The following is a 19,251-nucleotide window of genomic DNA, read 5'->3' as shown; positions in this document are numbered from 1 at the left end:
GGGGCGCCTGTGTTCCCCCCCCGAGTGCCCCCCCCCCCCGCCCCCCCCCCCCCCCCCCCCCCACCCCCCCCCCCCCCCCCCGGGGGGGGGGGGGGGGGCGTTGGGGCTCCACCTCGTCACCTGCTGACGGTGGAGTTCACCCTCGTCACCTGCTGATCTTTCAGGTACCGGCCCTCGATCGGTGGCCGGTACTTGAAAGGTGTGCAGGTGGCGAGGGGTAGTCCGCCGGCGTGTCACCTGCTGATCTTTCAGGTGCCGGCCCTCGATCGGGCCGGTACTTGAGAGCTGTGCAGGTGACGAGGGGTAGTCCGCCAGCGTGTCACCTGCTGATCTTTCAAGTACCGGCCCTCGATCGGTGGCCGGTACCTGAGAGCTGTGCAGGTGACGAGGCTGGCCCGGTGTGCGTTTTCGCCGCTGGTGGTGTGGGATCAGGGGATGAGTATCGAGTTGGAGACTCCGGCGGTTGGCGGGCTGGAGATGGTCGCCGCGCGGTTGGCTGAGTGGCAGGTGGACGGGGACGCGGTGCAGTTGCACCCGGGGGATCTCGGGTGGTTCTGGCGGTTCGGGCCGGAGCGGACCGCGGCGGCGGTGCGGACGTGGGCGCGGGACGGGGAGATCCTTGCCGTCGGCATGCTCGACGAGGCCGATCTGCTGCGGGTGGCCATCGCACCGAGCGCGCAGCAGGATGACGAGTTGGCACAGCGGATCGCGGAGGACGTGGCTGATCCGGCGCGCGGCGTCCTGGTCGCGGGGAAGGTCTACCTGGAGACGCCGACCGACAGCCGGGTGCGGGATCTGTTGTTCACCGCGGGGTGGGAGCTCGACGACCCGTGGCAGCCGTTGGAGCGGGAGTTGAGTGAGCCGGTCGAGGACGGTGGACTGCAAGTCGAGCTGGTGACGCCGGAGAGCGCCGCGGTGCGGGTCGCGGTGCAGCGGGCCTCGTTCGACGGGTCGACGTTCAGCGACGAGCGCTGGCAGGCGATGGCCGACGGTACGCCGTACGCGCGGGCGCGGTGCCTGATCGGGCGCGACCGCGCCGGCGAGCCCGTGGCGGCCGTCACGGTCTGGTCGGCGGGCAAGGGGCGCCCGGGGCTGATCGAGCCGCTCGGGGTTCACCGGCTGCACCGCGGGCACGGCTACGGCCGCGCGATGACGCTCGCGGCCGCAGCAGCGCTGCGGGAGCTGGGTGCTTCCAGAGCGCAGGTCATCACGCCCTGCTTCAACGAAGGAGCTGTGGCAACTTACGTGAGCGCGGGATTCACACCTCTGGAAGTACGCCGAGACCAGTACCGCCCGAGCTAGCCCGACACCTCGTCGGCCGCCCGGAGCACCCGGAGAATGTTGCCCCCGGCAAGCTTCACCAGGTCGCTGTCGGACCAGCCGCGGTCGGCGAGCGCGTAGAACAGCGTCGGGTACGACGCCACGTCCGGCAGCTCCACCGGGAACTGCGGGCAGCCGTCGTAGTCGCCGCCGAGACCGATGTGGTCGATGCCGGCCACCTCGCGGACGTGCTCGACGTGCGCGACCACGTCCTCCAGCGTCACCTTCGGCCGCGGTACGTCGTACAGGTCCCGCAACTTCTTCTGGTCGGCCGGGCGGAGCGGGTCGAGGCCGTGCTCGGTGGCGATCTCGCGGGCCTGGTCGGCCCAGTCGACGAACGGCTGCGAGACGAAGTACGGCACGAAGGTGACCATGCAGACGCCCTCGTTCGCGGCCAGCGTGGTCAGCACGTCGTCGGGGACGTTGCGCGGGACGTCGCAGATCGCGCGGGCCGAGGAGTGGCTGAAGATCACCGGCGCCGACGTGACCCGCAGCGCGTGCCGCATCGTGTCGGCGGACACGTGCGACAGGTCGACGAGCATCCCGATCCGGTTCATCTCGGCGACGACCTCCTCGCCGAACGAGCTCAGCCCGCCGAGCACCGGCTCGTCGGTCGCGGAGTCGGCCCAGGAGACGTTGTTGTTGTGGGTGAGCGTCATGTACCGGACGCCGAGCGCGCGCATCACCCGCAGTACGCCGAGCGACTCACCGATCGAGTGGCCGCCCTCCATCCCCATCAGCGACGCGATCCGGCGCTCCTTGAACGCGGCCTCGACCTCGTGCGCGGTCGGGGTGAGCGCCAGCGACTCGGGGAACCGCTCGACCAGACGGTGCACGAAGTCGATCTGCTCGAACGTCCGCCGTACGGCGTCGTCGTCCTGCGGGACCCACAGCGACCAGAACTGGCCACCGACCTGGCCGACCCGCAGCCGCGGCAGGTCCGTGTTCAGCTTCGGTACCGAGACGCTCAGGTCGTAGGCGTCCAGGTCGTAGCCGCACAACTCGTAGAAGGCGATCGGCAGGTCGTTGTGCCCGTCGATCAGCGGATGGTCCTGCAACAGCGTCTGCACCCGCGCCACACTCGTCGTCATCCCGCCATCCTGTCAGCCTCGCGCGCGCCTGTCAGGCCGGACGCGGGGTCCAGTCCTGACCTGCTGGTCAGGAGGCGACCGGGGCTGAGGGACAATGGGCCGGTGAGTATCGAGGAGCTGACCTTCGACGCGGCCGGGCTGATCCCGGCGGTGGTGCAGCAGTACGACACCCGCGAGGTGCTGATGGTCGGCTGGATGAACGCCGAAGCCGTCCGCCGGACCGCCGCGACCGGGCGGAGCACGTTCTGGTCGCGCAGCCGTCAGGAGTACTGGGTCAAGGGCGAGACCAGCGGTCATCGCCAGCACGTGAAGCAGATCCTCGTCGACTGCGACGCCGACACCCTGCTGGTCCTGGTCGACCAGGAGGGCCCGGCCTGCCACACCGGCACCCGCAGCTGCTTCGAGCACGGCGAGATCGAGGTCACGGCATGACGAACAGCCCGGAGCTCGAGACCTTCCGCGAGTACGCCAAGGACCGCCGGGTCATCCCGGTCACCCGCCGGCTGCTGGCCGATGCCGAGACGCCGATCGGCGTGTACGGGAAGCTCGCGGCCGAGCGCGAGGGCACGTTCCTGCTGGAGTCCGCGGAGAACGGCGGCGTCTGGTCGCGGTACTCGTTCATCGGTGTCCGCAGCGCCGCGACGCTGACCGAGCGCAACGGCGAAGCGATCTGGACCGGCAACCCGCCGGTCGGTCTGCCGCAGACCGGTGACCCGCTGCAGGCGCTGCGGGAGACGCTCGAGATCCTGCACACCCCGCGGCTGCCCGACCTGCCCCCGCTCACCGGCGGCATGGTCGGCTTCCTCGGGTACGACGCCGTCCGCCGGCTGGAGAAGTTGCCGGACACAACGGTCGACGACCTGGGCCTGCCCGAGCTGACCTTCCTGTTCGCCACCGACCTGGCCGCGCTCGACCACGAGACCGGTGAGATCTGGCTGATCGCGAACGCGGTGAACTGGGACGACTCCGACGAGCGCGTCGACGAGTCGTACGCCGACGCCGTCCGCCGGCTCGACGCGATGGAGCGTGACCTGGCGCAACCGACGCCGTCGTACGTCGTCCGGGCCGACCGCTTGGTCGAGGCCGACCCGCGCCGGCAGCGCTCCAGCGCGGAGTACCGGGAGGCCGTCGAGCACGCCAAGGAGGAGATCCGGGCCGGCGAGGCGTTCCAGATCGTCGTCTCGCAGCGCTTCGAGCTGGACACCACCGCGAGCGCGCTCGACATCTACCGGGTGCTGCGCCGGTCCAACCCGAGCCCGTACATGTACCTGGTCCGGCTCGACGGGTTCGACATCGTCGGCTCCAGCCCGGAGGCGCTGGTCAAGGTCACCGACAACAAGGTGATCCTGCACCCGATCGCCGGCACCCGCCGCCGCGGCGCGACGCCGGAGGAGGACCACGCGCTGGAGGAGGAGCTGCTCGCCGACGCCAAGGAGCGCGCCGAGCACCTGATGCTGGTCGACCTCGGCCGCAACGACGTCGGCCGGGTCTGCGCGCCGGGCACGGTCGAGGTGGTCGACTTCATGGACGTCCGCCGGTACAGCCACGTGATGCACCTGGAGTCGACGGTGACCGGGCGGCTGGCGGCCGGCAAAACCGCGTTCGACGCGCTGACCGCCGCGTTCCCGGCCGGAACGTTGTCCGGGGCCCCCAAACCGCGGGCGATGCAGATCATCGACAAGCTCGAGGTGACGCGCCGCGGCGTGTACGGCGGCGTCGTCGGCTACCTGGACTTCGCCGGTGACGTCGACACCGCGATCGCGATCCGGACGGCGGTCCTGCGCGGCTCGACGGCCTACGTCCAGGCCGGCGCCGGCATCGTCGCCGACTCCGACCCGGCTGCCGAGGACGCCGAGTGCCGCACCAAGGCCGCTGCCGTTCTCAACGCGATCACGGTCGCAGGAACGTTCACCGAGGTCTGATGCGCAACCCGCAACGAGTCGTCGACCTGTCCGCCCTCGTCGGGCTGGCGCTCCTGGCGCTGTCGGCGTACTTGACGTGGTCGACGGCGGACCCAGGCAGCGGTCGCCCGACCGTCGACTTCAACGGGTACGCCGTGACGCGCGCGCCGCTGACGCTCGGCCTGGCGGCCGTCGTCGCCGTGGTCGTCGTCAAACTCGCCGGTACGGCGGTCCGCCGCATCCTGTCGGCGCTGGTGCTGCTGATGGGAGTCGCCGCGGTCCTGGTCGCGCTGCAGGTGCGGCCGAGCACGACCGAGCTGGGCCGGCTGCGGCCCGAGCTGAGCCAGGCGGTCACCGACCACGTCGGGCTGAGCACCGGTCCGGCTCCCTGGCTGGCGCTGGCCGGGGGAGTGGCGCTGATCGTGGCAGGGCTGACCGGGGTCCTGACCGCGCACCGGTGGCGCCGTCCGACCCGGCGATACGAGCGTGATCCGGCCGCCGCGCCAGCGGATCAGTGGAAGGCGATCGACGCGGGTGAGGACCCGACGATCTGATCGCGGCGGGCTACCGCCACAATAGGACGGGACGACGACAGGGAGTGGGCGCAGGTGACGGAAAAAACCAGCACGGAAGTACCGGCGACGTACGAGAGCGAGGACGGCCACGCGGGCGGCCTGCACGGCAGCACCCCGGCGGCCTGGACCGCCGTGGTGATCGTGCTGGTCGGGTTCACGCTGGGCGCCATCGCGATGGTGATGGGACCGAACTGGGTGCTGTTCTGGATCTCCGCCGCGATCGCCGTGGCCGGCGGCCTGGTCGGCAAGGTGATGCAGTTGCTCGGCTTCGGTGCCAAGTCCAGCGACCACCACTGACGGACGGACCACGACATGACTGTGCTTGACGACATCCTCGCCGGGGTTCGGGAGGACCTCGCGGAGCGCCAGGCGCTGGTCAGCCTGGACGACCTCAAGCTCGAGGCGCAGCGGATGCCCGACGCCAAGGACCCGATGCCGGTCTTCCGCGGCGACGGGATCGCGGTGATCGCCGAGGTGAAGCGCTCCAGCCCGTCCAAGGGCGAGCTGGCCGAGATCACCGACCCGGCCGCGCTGGCCGGGGAGTACGAGCAGGGCGGCGCGGCGGCGATCTCGGTGCTGACCGAGAAGCGGCGCTTCAACGGCAGCCTCGACGACCTGCGCGCGGTCCGCGGCCAGGTCGACGTACCGGTGCTGCGCAAGGACTTCGTGGTGTCCTCCTACCAGCTGTGGGAGGCCCGCGCGGCCGGTGCGGACATGGTGCTGCTGATCGTGGCGGCGCTGGAGCAGGAGGCGCTGGTCTCGCTGATCGAGCGGGCCCTGTCGATCGGCCTGTGCCCGCTGGTCGAGGTGCACGACGAGGAGGAGACCCGGCGCGCCGTCGACGCCGGGGCCCAGCTGATCGGCGTGAACAACCGCAACCTGAAGACCCTCGAGATCGACCGCGACACCTTCGCCCGGGTCGCGCCCGGCATTCCGGCCAACCTGGTCCGGGTGGCGGAGTCCGGTGTCCGCGGCCCGCGTGATGTAATCGAGTTCGCGCGCGCCGGGGCCGATGTCGTCCTCGTCGGTGAAACCCTGGTGACCGGCAGCGATCCCCGCAGCTCGGTCGCCGATCTGGTCGCTGCCGGATCGCACCCCGCCATCCAGCAGCGTCACTGAGACGGAGAACTCCTGCCTGGTCAGGGGTCCTGAACTGTCCGCGGGCTCGGCTTCGGCCGGGCCCGCGACCGTTTCCGGGCCCGGGCCACGCCGGGGTCGGAAGGCGAAGACAATGACTGCTGTGCTCCCCGACCAGCTCGGGCACTTCGGCCGCTTCGGCGGCCGGTTCATGCCGGAGGCCCTGATCGGCCCGCTGGACGAGCTGACCGTGGCCTGGCAGGAGGCGATGGCCGACAAGGCCTTCACCGACGAGTTCGAGCGGATGCTGCGCGAGTACGCCGGCACCCCCAGCCTGCTGTACGACGCGACCCGGCTGTCCGACGTGGCCGGCGCCCGGATCCTGCTCAAGCGCGAGGACCTCAACCACACCGGCGCCCACAAGGTCCGCAACGTGCTCGGCCAGGCGCTGCTGACCAAGCGGATGGGCAAGACCCGCGTGATCGCCGAGACCGGCGCCGGCCAGCACGGTGTCGCGACGGCGACCGCCTGCGCCTACCTGGACCTCGAGTGCGTGGTCTACATGGGCGAGGTCGACACCGAGCGCCAGGCGCTCAACGTGGCCCGGATGAAGCTGCTCGGCGCCGAGGTGATCCCGGTGACGACGGGCTCCCGGACGCTCAAGGACGCGATCAACGAGGCCCTGCGGGACTGGGTCGCCAGCGTCGACAACACCCACTACCTGCTCGGTACGGCGGCCGGCGGCCACCCGTTCCCGGCGATGGTCCGTGACTTCGTGCGCGGCATCGGCGACGAGGCGCGGGCCCAGTCGCTGGAGCTGCTCGGGCGGCTGCCCGACGCCGCGATCGCCTGTGTCGGCGGCGGTTCGAACGCGATCGGCCTGTTCGCCGCGTTCGTGCCGGACGCCGACGTGAAGCTGTACGGGATCGAGGCCGGCGGCGACGGGTACGAGACCGGCCGGCACGCCGCGACCATCACCGCGGGGCAGGTCGGCGTCCTGCACGGTGCGCGGTCGTACCTGCTGCAGGACGAGGACGGCCAGACCATCGAGTCGCACTCGATCTCCGCGGGGCTGGACTACCCGGGCGTCGGCCCGGAGCACGCGTGGCTGGCCGAGACCGGGCGGGCGTCGTACCGGCCGGTGACCGACGCGGCCGCGATGGACGCGCTGAAGCTGCTGGCCCGGACCGAGGGCATCATCCCGGCGATCGAGTCGGCGCACGCGATCGCCGGCGCGCTGGAGATCGCCAAGGAGCTCGGCCCGGAGGCCGTGCTGCTGGTGAACCTGTCCGGCCGCGGCGACAAGGACATGGACACGGCCGGCGAGTGGTTCGGCCTGATCGAGAAGGGCCAGGCCCAGGCATGAGCGACGAAACGGTTGCCCTGGGCAACGCCGGACGGGTCGTCCGGGCCGCGAACGAGGCCGGCCGGGCCGCGCTGGTCGGCTACCTGCCGGCCGGGTACCCGACGCTCGGCGGCGGCATCGACGCGATCAAGGCGATGGTCGACGGCGGCGCCGACGTCCTCGAGATCGGCCTGCCGTACAGCGACCCGGTGATGGACGGCCCGACCATCCAGCGGGCCGCCGAGATCGCGCTGGCCGGCGGCCTGCGGATCCGCGACGTGCTGACCACGATCGAGCAGGTGGCGGCGTACTCGGACGTGCCGGTGCTGATCATGACCTACTGGAACCCGATCGAGCGGTACGGCGTCGACCGGTTCGCCGCCGACTTCGCCGCCGCCGGTGGGGCCGGGCTGATCACGCCCGACCTGATCCCCGACGAGGGCGCGGAGTGGATCGCCGCCGCCGACAAGCACGACCTGGACAAGGTGTTCCTGGTCTCGCCGTCGTCGAGCGACGCCCGGATCGCGATGACCACGGCGAACTGCCGCGGTTTCGTCTACGCGACCGCTGTGATGGGTGTCACCGGCACCCGCGACCAGGCCTCCGACCTGGCCGCACCGCTGGTCGCCCGGACCAAGGCCACCACGAAGATCCCGGTCGGGGTCGGGCTCGGCGTCTCCAACGCCGACCAGGCCGCCGAGGTGGCGACCTTCGCGGACGCGGTGATCGTCGGGTCCGCGCTGGTCAAGGCCGCGGGCAACGGTGCGGCCGACGTACGAACCCTGACCGAAAGTCTGTCCGAAGGCGTCCGGCGGGAACCCACGGCTCCCGCCGCTCGTTAGAACGCCCGTGAGTCGAACCAGGAACGCGGCCGTCCTCTTCGCCGCGGTGACTCTGCTCGCCCTCGCCGGGTGCAGCAGCGGGAACAAGCAGCAGGCCGACAACCCCGGTGGGGCAGTGATCCGCACCGCTTCCGGCGACCCGAACGGGTTGCGCGGGGCGGTGCTGGACCGGCCGTACGCGCTGCCGGCCAAGTCGCTGACCGACACCGCGGGCAACGAGTTCAACCTGCGGACGTCGACCCGCAAACCGGTGACGCTGGTCTTCTTCGGCTACACCAACTGCCCGGACGTCTGCTCGACGGTGATGGCCGACGTCGCCTCGGCGCTGACCAAGCTCGACGAGCCGGTCCGCAACGACGTGCAGATGCTGTTCGTCACCACCGACCCGGCGCGTGACACCGGGCCGGTGATCCGCAAGTACCTGGACCGGTTCGACCCGTCGTTCGTCGGGCTGACCGGGTCGCTGACCTCGATCAAGGAGATCGCGAAGGCGGTCGGCGTACCGGTGGAGGGCATGAAGAAGCTGCCGTCCGGCGGGTACGAGGTCGGGCACGGCGCCCAGGTGCTCGGTTTCGGCAAGGACGAGAAGGCCACCGTGCTCTGGCTGGACAACGCCGCGATCGGTGACATGGCGCACGACTTCGGCAAGCTGGTGGAGGACAACCGGTGAGCTCGCGGGCCTGGATGCCCTGGGTGTCGACGGCGGCCCGGCTCGCGCTCGGCGTCGTGATGCTGGTGGCCGGCGCCCTCAAGGTCGCCGACCCGGCGATGGCCGCCCAGGCCGTCCGGGCCTACGAGTTGTTGCCCGAAGCACTGGTGACCCCGGTGGGGTGGGGTCTGCCGTTCCTCGAGATGGCGATCGGTCTGCTGCTGATCGTCGGCTTCGGGACCCGGCCGGCCGGCGTGGCCGCCGGGATCTTCATGGTGGTGTTCATCGCCGCGGTCTCCTCCGCCTGGGCCCGCGGCCTCTCGATCGACTGCGGCTGCTTCGGCGGCGGCGGTCAGGTCGCGGCCGGTCAGACGCAGTACCTGCAGGAGATCCTGCGCGACACCGGCCTGCTGATCCTCGCGGTCTGGCTGTTCGTCCGGCCGCTCAGCAAGTTCGCCCTCGAATCCGATCCCCACGTACCGACAGGAGCCACGGCGTCGTGAGCAAGAGCAAAACCCCGGTGAACCCGCTGCTGGAGAGCAAGAAGCGCCGGATCGGGCCCGGCGTCGTCGTGGTGGTGATCCTGGTCCTCGCGCTCGGCGCGGGGGTCGGGGTCCAGTACTGGCGCAGCAACTCCGGCGTCTCGGTCAGCGGCGGCGGGACCGAACCGGCCGTGATCACCGGGCCCGGCACCAACGGCCAGGGCGTGAAGGTCGGCCAGGCGAGCGCCAAGGTCAACATCGACGTGTACCTGGACTTCCGCTGCCCGCACTGCAAGGACTTCGAGGACGAGTCCGGCGACGCGATCGACAAGCTGGTCGACGACGGCACCGCGACGCTGACCTACTGGCCGATGATGTTCGTCAACCCGGACAACTCGCCGCGGCTGGCCAACGCCTTCGCGGCCGCCGCCGCCGAGGGCAAGGCCCGCAGCTACGCCAACGAGCTGTACGCCGACTTCGCGAAGTCGTGGACCGAGGAGCAGCTGATCGAGCTCGGCAAGCAGCTCAAGGTCGACGACGCCAAGTTCGAGGCCGCGGTGAAGGACAACAGCCACGCCGGCTGGCTGGAGTCGGTCGCCCAGGCCGCCGACAACCGCAAGGTCGAGGGCACCCCGACCGTTTTCGTGAACGACAAGCAACTGCCGGCCGACGCGCTGACGCCGGAAGGCATCACCGCCGCCGTCACCGAAGCGAAGGGCTGATCCGGTCGCACTCCGAGTCCCCATCGTGACCGCGGGTTGGTGGTCGCGGTGGGGCCGGGCGGGTAGCGTTCGTGCTTGCCATGTCTAGTCAGCTCACCGCCGTGATCGTGCCGGCCTTCATCCCCAGTCCCAGCCAGGGTGTCTGGCACCTCTTCGGGCTGCCGCTGCGCGCGTACGCGCTGTGCATCCTGGCCGGCATCTTCGTCGGCTACTGGCTCGGCCGCAAGCGCTGGGTCGCCCGCGGCGGCTCGGCCGAGGTGCTCGCCGACATCATCATGTGGGCGGTGCCGTTCGGCCTGGTCGGGGCGCGGATCTACCACGTCGTCACCGACTGGAACCGGTACTTCGGCAAGGACGGCGACCCGGTCGAGGCGCTGAAGATCTGGCACGGCGGCCTCGGCATCTGGGGCGCGATCGCGTTCGGCGCGCTCGGCGCCTGGATCGCCTGCCGCCGCCACAAGGTCCCGTTCCTGGCCGTCGCGGACGCGATGGCGCCGGGCATCGCCCTCGCGCAGGTGCTGGGCCGCTTCGGCAACTACTGGAACCAGGAGCTGTACGGGCGACCGACGACGCACTGGTTCGGCCTGGAGATCGACCCGCAGCACCGCGTCGCCGGCTTCGAGCAGTTCGCGACCTTCCACCCGACGTTCCTGTACGAAGCTCTCTGGAACCTCGGCGTGGTCGCCCTGGTCATCGTCGCCGACCGCCGCTTCAAGCTCGGCCACGGCCGCGCCTTCGCCCTGTACGTCGCCGGCTACACGCTCGGCCGCGGCTGGATCGAAGCCCTGCGCATCGACACCGCCGACCACGTCCTGGGCCTGCGCCTGAACGTGTGGACGTCGATCATCGTGTTCGCCGCCGCGGTGATCTTCTTCGTGATCAGCGCCCGGACGAGGCCCGGCCAGGAAGACCTCCGCGCCGCTGCTCCGGCCACGGACGACACCCCGGACTCGGCCGAGGCCACCCCGGAGGCCGACGCATCGGGGGAGCCCACCGCGTCCGCTGCCGACGCGCCGAGCGCGTCCGAGGCGTCCGACGCCGACGGACCGGCCGATGCCAAGCCGGAGAGCACGAGCGTCGGGGCGGGTCCGGGCGAGAGCACGAGCGTCGGAGCGGGCTCGGCCGAGAGCACCAGCGCGACAACACCGCCCGCCGACGGGTCGCGTGACTGACGCAAGCTCCACCCCGGCAGGAGACGAGGCGCAGAGCGCGTCGTCTCCTGCCGCTGTTTCTGCGGAGCACTCCGGGGACCACACCCACCGGGACGTGACCGGTGGGTGGTTACGGCCGGCCGTCTTCGGCGCGATGGACGGGCTGGTCAGCAACTTCGCGCTGATCGCCGGCATGGACGGCGGCACCGAGTCCGGTTCGCACTTCATCGTGCTCGCCGGGCTGGCCGGGCTCGCCGCCGGGGCGTTCTCGATGGCGGCGGGGGAGTACACCTCAGTCGCCTCGCAGCGTGAGCTGGCCCGGGCGGAGATCGAGGTCGAGCGGCTGGAGATCCAGCGCCACCCCGGCGACGAGGAGGTCGAGCTCGCCGAGACCTACCGCGCCAAGGGCCTCGACCCCGAGCTCGCCGACCAGGTCGCCAAGCAGTTCCACGCGAACCCCGAGCAGGCCCTGGAAGAGCACGTCCGCGAAGAGCTCGGCCTCGACCCCAACGACCTCCCGTCCCCGGTCGTCGCCGCCGCGTCGTCGTTCGTCTGCTTCGCCGTAGGCGCCCTCATCCCGCTCCTGCCGTACCTGCTCGGCGCCTCCAACGTGATCCCCGCGCTGATCATGTCTCTCACCGCCCTGTTCGCCTGCGGCGCGATCGTCAGCCGCGTCACCACCCGCTCCTGGTGGTACTCCGGCCTCCGCCAACTCCTCCTCGGTGGAGCTGCGGCGGCCCTCACGTACTTCGTGGGCACCCTCGTCGGCCGGGGCCTCGGCTGACGTCCGACGCCCACCACCGTCCAACCGCCCATCCAGAGGTCGCCGCGGGCCGCCGCCCGCCTGAGCACAGCACGACCAAGGAGCTTGGTGGGTGCTGCACGTCGGCCCCACCGGACCACGACATCGCCGTCAGGCGCGCGCTACCCGAGCTACCCCGCGTTCCACGGTGCCTGGTCGCAGGCGAGGTAGACGACCTCCTCCAGGTCCACGAGCCGCTGGACGTGGTCGCCCGGGTCCGGTTGGCCGAGTGACCAGGCCGCTCGTGAGGCCGCGGTCAGCGCGGCGACCAGGACGGTGCCGCGCCGTACCTCCGGGTCCCCGAAGGCGTCGACGAGCTCGTCCACCGGGTGTGACGACGCGAGCAGCAGGTACGCGAGGTCGAAGCCGAGTGGTGCGAAGCCGAACTGCTCCCAGTCGATCGCGATCACGTCGTCGCCGTCGCGGCCGATCAGGTTGATCGGGTGGGCGTCGCCGTGGGTCGGCACGTGGGGGAGTGCGGCGAGCTCGGCGAGGGCCGGCTCGCGGCGGCGCCAGAGGTGATTGAGGGCCGTGAGCAACGAGTCGTCCAGGCCCGCGGCATCGAGCGCGGACCAGCCGCCGCGGGCCGCGACGGTCTCGAGGCGAACCCGCAGCACGTCACGAGCGCCCCAGGGCGGCTCGGGCAGGTCGGCGGAGGCGAAGCGGCCGAGGGCGGCGGCGAGCGCGAGGTCGTCGTGGGGTTCCGGCTCGACCCACTGGGTCCACAGGAGCAGCCCGTCGCGGTCCTCCTCGACGCGGAGCAGCTCCGGCGCCCTCAAGCCCGGCGTACGCCGTACCAGCCCGGACTCGGCGACCAGGGCCTGGCGGCGCCAGTACGCGTGGTGGCGGGGCTCCTCAGGCCCGCGGAGGAGGCGTTTGACCACCGAACCGTCCGGCGTTCGCCACACACCGCCGTTGTGCTGGCCGGTGCCACTGGTGAGAGGAGTCCACACAGCGACCCACTCTGGCGAACCTGCGCCGGATGTTCACCTGATTTCGGCTGGTCGCGGCCGCCGCAGGCTGCGAAGATAGGACCAGAGTGAGCGCTTGCTTACAGCGCGTGACACTCAACAGTGAAAGGGCGTCCGGCCGTGGAACGGCTGTCCATTTGGCGGGCGTCATCATGTAGTCTCGGGACTCCCGGCTTGGGCCAGTGTTGTCCCGCGGCCAGTTGTTGACCGTAGGACGACGGGAGCCCCTAGATGTTTGGTAGCCCCCCATTCCCGAGCGAGGGCCTGTACGACGGCAAGCACGAGCACGACGCGTGCGGTGTCGCCTTCGTCGCCACTCTGACCGGTGAACCGAGCCACGACATCGTGGCGAAGGCTTTGACCGCCCTGCGGAACCTCGAGCATCGTGGCGCCTCCGGCGCCGAGCCCGACTCCGGTGACGGTGCCGGCATCCTGATCCAGGTCCCGGACGCGTACTACCGCAAGGTCTGCGACTTCGACCTGCCGGTCGCGCGCGCCTACGCGACCGGCATCGCGTTCCTGCCCCAGGACCCGGACGACGCCGCGAAGGCGGTGGCCCGGATCGAGGAGCTGGCCGACGAGGAGAACCTGATCGTCCTCGGCTGGCGCGACGTCCCGACCACGCCGGACCTGCTCGGGTCCACCGCGCGCTCGGTGATGCCGGTGTTCCGGCAGCTGTTCGTGGCGTCGAAGGCCGGCCGGGTGCTCGGTCTGGCCCTGGAGCGGATGGCGTTCCGGCTGCGCAAGCGCGCCGAGCGCGAGACCGCGACGTACTTCCCGTCGCTGTCGGGCCGGACCATCACCTACAAGGGGATGCTGACCACCGACCAGCTGGACAAGTTCTTCCCCGAGCTGACCGACCCGGACCTCGCCTCGGCGATCGGCGTCGTGCACAGCCGGTTCTCCACCAACACGTTCCCGTCCTGGCCGCTGGCCCACCCGTACCGGTACATCGCCCACAACGGTGAGATCAACACCGTCCAGGGCAACCGGAACTGGATGCGCGCCCGCGAGGCCCTGCTGGCCAGCGACCTGATCCCGGGTGACCTGGAGCAGCTCTACCCGATCTGTACGCCGGGCGCCTCCGACTCCGCGTCGTTCGACGAGGTCCTGGAGCTGCTGCACCTGGGCGGCCGGTCGCTGCCGCACGCGATGCTGATGATGATCCCGGAGGCGTGGGAGAACGCCGCCACGATGGACCCGAAGCGGCGCGCGTTCTACGAGTTCCACTCCACGCTGATGGAGCCCTGGGACGGTCCCGCGTCGGTCGTCTTCTCCGACGGCACGAAGGTCGGCGCGGTCCTCGACCGCAACGGCCTGCGCCCGTCGCGGTACTGGGTCACCGAGGACGGCCTGGTCGTGCTGGCCTCCGAGGCCGGCGTCCTGGACATCGACCCGGCCACCGTCACCCAGAAGGGCCGGCTGGAGCCGGGCCGGATCTTCCTGGTCGACGTCGAGGCGCACCGGATCGTCACCGACGCGGAGGTCAAGTCCGCGCTGGCCGACGAGAACCCGTACGACGAGTGGCTGCACGCCGGTCTGATCCGGTTCGAGGACCTGCACGAGCGCGAGCACGTCGTCCACAGCCACGCTTCCGTCACCCGCCGCCAGCAGGTTTTCGGGTACACGGAGGAGGAACTGCGCGTCCTGCTCACCCCGATGGCCAAGTCCGGCGCCGAGCCGATCGGCTCGATGGGCACCGACACCCCGATCGCCGTCCTCAGCGACCGGCCGCGGCTGCTGTTCGACTACTTCGTGCAGCTGTTCGCCCAGGTGACGAACCCGCCGCTGGACGCGATCCGCGAGGAGCTGGTGACCTCGCTGTCGTCGAGCCTCGGCCCGGAGGCGAACCTGCTCGACCCGGGTCCGGCGTCCTGCCGTCAGGTGGTGATCCCGTTCCCGGTGATCACCAACGACGAGCTGGCCAAGATCCGGCACATCAACCTGGACGGCGACATGCCGGGCCTGGCGACCACGGTCCTGCGCGGCGTGTACGACGTCGAGGGCGGCGGCGACGCGCTGAAGCGGCGGCTCGACGAGCTGTGCGCCGAGGCGTCCGCGGCGATCGCCGACGGCGCCCGGATCCTGGTGCTGTCCGACCGGCACTCCAACGCCGAGAAGGCGCCGATCCCGTCGCTGCTGCTCACCTCCGCGGTGCACCACCACCTGGTCCGGGAGAAGACCCGCACCCAGGTCGGTCTGGTCGTCGAGGCCGGTGACGTCCGCGAGGTGCACCACGTCGCGGTCCTGATGGGCTACGGCGCGGCCGCGATCAACCCGTACCTGGCGCTGGAGTCGGCCGAGGACCTGGCCCGCCGCGGCACCTACCTGCCCGGGGTCGAGCCCGAGCAGGCGGTCCGCAACGTGGTGAAGTCGCTCGGCAAGGGCGTGCTCAAGGTGATGTCCAAGATGGGCGTCAGCACCGTCGCGTCGTACACGGGAGCGCAGATCTTCGAGGCGTCCGGCCTGGCCCCGGACCTGGTGGACACCTACTTCACCGGTACGGCGAGCAAGCTCGGCGGCATCGGGCTGGACGTCGTGGCCGAGGAGGTCCACCGGCGGCACCTGCGGGCCTACCCGGCCAGCGGGGTCCTGCCGGCGCACCGCAAGCTCGAGATCGGCGGCGAGTACCAGTGGCGCCGCGAGGGCGAGCCGCACCTGTTCGACCCGGAGACCGTGTTCCGGCTGCAGCACTCGACGCGGACCGGCCGGTACGACATCTTCAAGCAGTACACGAGCCGCGTCGACGAGCAGTCCGAGCGGCTGATGACGCTGCGCGGGTTGTTCGGCTTCGCTTCCGGCCGCGACCCGATCTCGATCGACGAGGTCGAGCCGGTGGCGGAGATCGTCAAGCGGTTCAGCACCGGCGCGATGAGCTACGGCTCGATCAGCGCCGAGGCGCACACCACGCTGGCGATCGCGATGAACCGCCTCGGCGGCAAGTCGAACACCGGTGAGGGCGGCGAGGACTCCGAGCGGCTGCACAACCCGGAGCTGCGCAGCTCGATCAAGCAGGTCGCGTCCGGGCGCTTCGGCGTGACCGCGGAGTACCTGACGAACTCCGACGACATCCAGATCAAGATGGCGCAGGGCGCGAAGCCCGGCGAGGGCGGTCAGCTGCCCGGCCACAAGGTCTACCCGTGGGTCGCCGGGACCCGGCACTCGACACCGGGCGTTGGCCTGATCTCGCCGCCGCCGCACCACGACATCTACTCGATCGAGGACCTGGCCCAGCTGATCCACGACCTGAAGAACGCGAACCCGTCGGCACGGGTGCACGTGAAGCTGGTCTCCGAGGTCGGTGTCGGCACGATCGCCGCCGGCGTCAGCAAGGCGCACGCGGACGTCGTACTGATCTCCGGTCACGACGGTGGCACCGGTGCGGCGCCGCTGACCTCGCTGAAGCACGCGGGTGGTCCCTGGGAGCTCGGCCTGGCCGAGACCCAGCAGACCCTGCTGCTGAACGGGCTGCGGGACCGGATCGTCGTCCAGACCGACGGCCAGCTGAAGACCGGCCGGGACGTCGTCGTCGCGGCGCTGCTCGGGGCCGAGGAGTACGGCTTCGCGACCGCGCCGCTGGTGGTGTCGGGCTGCATCATGATGCGGGTCTGCCACCTGGACACCTGCCCGGTCGGCGTCGCCACCCAGAACCCGGTCCTGCGCGAGCGGTACGCCGGCAAGCCGGAGTTCGTGGTGAACTTCTTCGAGTTCATCGCCGAGGAGGTCCGCGAGTACCTGGCCGAGCTCGGCTTCCGGACCCTGGACGAGGCGATCGGCCACGCCGAGGTGCTGGACATCAAGCGCGCGGTCGACCACTGGAAGGCCGACGGGCTCGACCTGTCGCCGATCCTGCACGTGCCCGCGCTGCCCGAGGGCGCGGCGCTGCACCAGACCGTGCTCCAGGACCACGGCCTGGACAAGGCGCTCGACAACGAGCTGATCCGGATCTGCGCGCCGGCCATCGAGAACGGTGAGCCGGTCCGGGCGCAGCTCCCGATCCGGAACGTGAACCGGACCGTCGGCACCATGCTCGGCCACGAGATCACCAAGAAGTACCGCGCGGCCGGGCTGCCCGACGGCACCGTCGACCTGACCTTCACCGGGTCGGCCGGCAACTCGTTCGCGGCGTTCGTGCCGAAGGGCGTGACGCTGCGGCTCGAGGGCGACGCCAACGACTACGTCGGCAAGGGCCTGTCCGGTGGCCGGGTGGTGATCCGCCCGGACCGCGACGCGCGGTTCGACGCGGCCACGCAGATCATCGCCGGCAACGTCATCGCGTACGGCGCGACGTCCGGTGAGCTGTTCATCAACGGTGGCGCGGGGCAACGGTTCTGCGTGCGCAACTCCGGGGCCACCGCGGTCGTCGAAGCGGTCGGCGACCACGCCTGCGAGTACATGACCGGTGGTCGCGTCGTCGTGATCGGCGCCACCGGCCGGAACTTCGCGGCGGGCATGTCGGGCGGCGTGGCCCACGTGCTCGACCTGGACCCCGCGCTGGTGAACCCGGAGCTGGTCGACCTGCTCCCGCTCACCGACACCGAGTCCGAACTGTTGCAGGACCTGGTCCGCCGTCACCACGAGGAGACCGGTTCGGAGCGGGCGGCCAAGCTGCTCGCGGACTGGACCGCCGCCGAGGCCAGGTTCACCACGGTGATGCCCCGCGACTACGCCCGGGTGCTGGCGGCCAAGGCGGCCGCCGAGCGCGACGGGCTGGACGAGGACGCCACCACGCGAGCGATGATGGAGGCCATCTGATGGCTGACCCGAAGGGATTCCTGACCACCCCGCGCGAGGTCGCCGACCGCCGTCCGGTGCCCGAGCGGGTCAAGGACTGGAACGAGGTGTACCCCGGCGGCCCGGGCAAGGCGCTGCTGCCGATCATCGGCAAGCAGGCCGGCCGCTGCATGGACTGCGGCATCCCGTTCTGCCACTCCGGCTGCCCGCTGGGCAACCTGATCCCGGAGTGGAACGACCTGGTCTGGCGCGACGACTGGACCGGTGCGATCGAGCGGCTGCACGCGACCAACAACTTCCCGGAGTTCACCGGCCGGCTCTGCCCGGCGCCGTGCGAGACCTCGTGCGTGCTCGGCATCAACCAGGACCCGGTGACGATCAAGAACGTCGAGGTCGCGATCGTCGACAAGGCCTGGGAGTCCGGTGACGTCCGGCCGCAGCCGCCGGAGTGGCTGACCGGCAAGACGATCGCGGTCGTCGGGTCCGGCCCGGCCGGCCTGTCGGTCGCCCAGCAGCTCACCCGCGCCGGGCACACCGTCGCGGTCTACGAGCGGGCCTCGGCGCCGGGCGGGCTGCTCCGCTTCGGCATCCCCGAGTTCAAGATGGAGAAGGCCCAGGTCGAGCGCCGGATCCAGCAGATGAAGGAGGAGGGCACGGTCTTCCGCTCCGGCGTCAACGTCGGGGTGGACGTCACCGGGACCCAGCTCAAGCAGCGCTACGACGCGGTCGTGGTCGCGACCGGTGCCACCGCGGCCCGCGACCTGCCGGTGCCCGGCCGCGAGTTCGGCGGCATCCACCAGGCGATGGAGTACCTGCCGCAGGCCAACCGGGTCGCGCTCGGCGAGACCGTCGAGGACCAGATCGTTGCCACCGACAAGGATGTCGTGATCATCGGCGGTGGTGACACCGGAGCCGACTGCCTCGGGACGGCGCACCGGCAGGGTGCGCGCAGCGTCACCCAGCTGGAGATCATGCCGCGCCCGTCCGACGAGCGGCCGGACGCGCACCCGTGGCCGACGTACCCGATGATCTACCGGGTGGCCTCCGCGCACGAGGAGGGCGGCGACCGGGTGTACGCCGTCTCGACCAACAAGTTCGTGGCCGACGACAACGGTCAGGTGGCCGGGCTGGACCTGGTCGAGGTCGAGCTGGTGGACGGGAAGTTCACCCCGGTCGAGGGCAGCGAGCGGACCATCCCGGCGCAGCTGGTGCTGCTGGCGATGGGCTTCCTCGGGCCGGAGAAGGAAGGCTTCCTCGAGCAGCTCGGCGTCGAGCTGGACGAGCGCGGCAACGTCAAGCGGGACAAGACGTACCAGACCTCGGTCGACGGCGTCTTCGCCTGCGGCGACGCCGGCCGCGGCCAGTCGCTGATCGTCTGGGCGATCGCCGAGGGACGGTCGGCCGCCAACGGCGTGGACGCGTTCCTGACCGGGTCGTCGACACTGCCGACCCCGATCCCGCCGACCGCCCGCCCGCTGGTGGTCTGACCCGCACGAGACCGGGTGCGTCCGAAGAACTCGCACGCGTCCGAAGAACCCGAGGCTATTGCCCACGGTTCTTCGGACGCGAGCGGATTCTTCGGACGTTCG

Annotated in this window: 17 protein-coding genes; 15 read left to right on the top strand and 2 right to left on the bottom strand. The window is 71.0% G+C overall.

Translation table 11 applies throughout. The annotated features are described in order from the left end of the window. The first annotated feature begins 435 nt into the window (after nt 1-435). Nucleotides 436-1,302, top strand: coding sequence for a GNAT family N-acetyltransferase (locus tag AB0M01_RS30245; RefSeq protein WP_363675484.1), 867 nt, complete (start codon nt 436-438; stop codon nt 1,300-1,302). Here the strand turns inward: AB0M01_RS30245 and AB0M01_RS30240 are convergent. Further along, nucleotides 1,299-2,411, bottom strand: coding sequence for a dipeptidase (locus tag AB0M01_RS30240; RefSeq protein ID WP_363675482.1), 1,113 nt, complete (start codon nt 2,409-2,411; stop codon nt 1,299-1,301). The genes AB0M01_RS30245 and AB0M01_RS30240 overlap by 4 nt on opposite strands. Before the next feature lie 102 nt (nt 2,412-2,513). Here AB0M01_RS30240 and hisI point away from each other — a divergent pair, with 102 nt between their 5' ends. The 12 genes from hisI to AB0M01_RS30180 all read left to right on the top strand — a co-directional run bounded on the left by hisI (nt 2,514) and on the right by AB0M01_RS30180 (nt 11,939). Further along, nucleotides 2,514-2,843 (top strand): phosphoribosyl-AMP cyclohydrolase, encoded by a 330-nt coding sequence (gene hisI / locus AB0M01_RS30235; RefSeq protein ID WP_344170081.1) that lies wholly within the window; start codon nt 2,514-2,516, stop codon nt 2,841-2,843. Further along, on the top strand, nt 2,840-4,333 hold the full coding sequence (locus AB0M01_RS30230; protein WP_363675479.1) for an anthranilate synthase component I: 1,494 nt from the start codon (nt 2,840-2,842) through the stop codon (nt 4,331-4,333). Before hisI ends, AB0M01_RS30230 begins: the two co-directional genes overlap by 4 nt. Beyond that, nucleotides 4,333-4,866 (top strand): Trp biosynthesis-associated membrane protein, encoded by a 534-nt coding sequence (locus tag AB0M01_RS30225; RefSeq protein ID WP_363675477.1) that lies wholly within the window; start codon nt 4,333-4,335, stop codon nt 4,864-4,866. The genes AB0M01_RS30230 and AB0M01_RS30225 overlap by 1 nt, the downstream gene beginning before the upstream one ends. Before the next feature lie 54 nt (nt 4,867-4,920). After that, nucleotides 4,921-5,184, top strand: coding sequence for an HGxxPAAW family protein (locus AB0M01_RS30220; protein ID WP_363675475.1), 264 nt, complete (start codon nt 4,921-4,923; stop codon nt 5,182-5,184). A 15-nt stretch (nt 5,185-5,199) separates the two neighbouring features. Further along, complete coding sequence (trpC, locus tag AB0M01_RS30215; RefSeq protein ID WP_363675473.1) at nt 5,200-6,006, top strand: indole-3-glycerol phosphate synthase TrpC; 807 nt, start codon at nt 5,200-5,202, stop codon at nt 6,004-6,006. A 112-nt stretch (nt 6,007-6,118) separates the two neighbouring features. After that, nucleotides 6,119-7,330: a tryptophan synthase subunit beta gene (gene trpB / locus AB0M01_RS30210; protein WP_363675471.1), complete on the top strand. Its 1,212-nt coding sequence runs from the start codon at nt 6,119-6,121 to the stop codon at nt 7,328-7,330. Continuing rightward, nucleotides 7,327-8,151, top strand: coding sequence for a tryptophan synthase subunit alpha (gene trpA, locus AB0M01_RS30205; protein ID WP_363675469.1), 825 nt, complete (start codon nt 7,327-7,329; stop codon nt 8,149-8,151). The genes trpB and trpA overlap by 4 nt, the downstream gene beginning before the upstream one ends. Nucleotides 8,152-8,158: 7 nt before the next feature. Beyond that, entirely contained in the window at nt 8,159-8,821 is a 663-nt protein-coding gene (locus AB0M01_RS30200; protein WP_363675467.1) for an SCO family protein, read from the top strand. Next, complete coding sequence (locus tag AB0M01_RS30195; RefSeq protein WP_363675465.1) at nt 8,818-9,303, top strand: MauE/DoxX family redox-associated membrane protein; 486 nt, start codon at nt 8,818-8,820, stop codon at nt 9,301-9,303. Before AB0M01_RS30200 ends, AB0M01_RS30195 begins: the two co-directional genes overlap by 4 nt. Continuing rightward, nucleotides 9,300-10,004: a thioredoxin domain-containing protein gene (locus AB0M01_RS30190; protein WP_363675463.1), complete on the top strand. Its 705-nt coding sequence runs from the start codon at nt 9,300-9,302 to the stop codon at nt 10,002-10,004. The genes AB0M01_RS30195 and AB0M01_RS30190 overlap by 4 nt, the downstream gene beginning before the upstream one ends. An 80-nt stretch (nt 10,005-10,084) precedes the next feature. Continuing rightward, nucleotides 10,085-11,176 carry a prolipoprotein diacylglyceryl transferase gene (lgt, locus tag AB0M01_RS30185; protein ID WP_363675461.1) on the top strand — a complete coding sequence of 364 codons (1,092 nt, stop codon included), beginning with the start codon at nt 10,085-10,087 and terminating at the stop codon, nt 11,174-11,176. Next, nucleotides 11,169-11,939 (top strand): VIT1/CCC1 transporter family protein, encoded by a 771-nt coding sequence (locus AB0M01_RS30180; RefSeq protein ID WP_363675459.1) that lies wholly within the window; start codon nt 11,169-11,171, stop codon nt 11,937-11,939. Before lgt ends, AB0M01_RS30180 begins: the two co-directional genes overlap by 8 nt. A 149-nt stretch (nt 11,940-12,088) precedes the next feature. Here AB0M01_RS30180 and AB0M01_RS30175 read toward each other — a convergent pair whose 3' ends face one another. Then, nucleotides 12,089-12,910: a phosphotransferase gene (locus AB0M01_RS30175; protein WP_363675457.1), complete on the bottom strand. Its 822-nt coding sequence runs from the start codon at nt 12,908-12,910 to the stop codon at nt 12,089-12,091. 249 nt (nt 12,911-13,159) lie between these two features. Between AB0M01_RS30175 and gltB the strand changes: the two genes are divergently transcribed. Then, nucleotides 13,160-17,683 carry a glutamate synthase large subunit gene (gene gltB / locus AB0M01_RS30170; protein ID WP_363675455.1) on the top strand — a complete coding sequence of 1,508 codons (4,524 nt, stop codon included), beginning with the start codon at nt 13,160-13,162 and terminating at the stop codon, nt 17,681-17,683. Next, on the top strand, nt 17,683-19,149 hold the full coding sequence (locus AB0M01_RS30165; protein ID WP_363675453.1) for a glutamate synthase subunit beta: 1,467 nt from the start codon (nt 17,683-17,685) through the stop codon (nt 19,147-19,149). The genes gltB and AB0M01_RS30165 overlap by 1 nt, the downstream gene beginning before the upstream one ends. Nucleotides 19,150-19,251 lie beyond the last annotated feature (102 nt).

The organism is Kribbella sp. NPDC051770, assembly GCF_040681455.1.
In the GTDB taxonomy this organism is placed as follows: Bacteria; Actinomycetota; Actinomycetes; order Propionibacteriales; family Kribbellaceae; genus Kribbella.
This window is presented reverse-complemented; position numbering and strand designations above follow the sequence as displayed.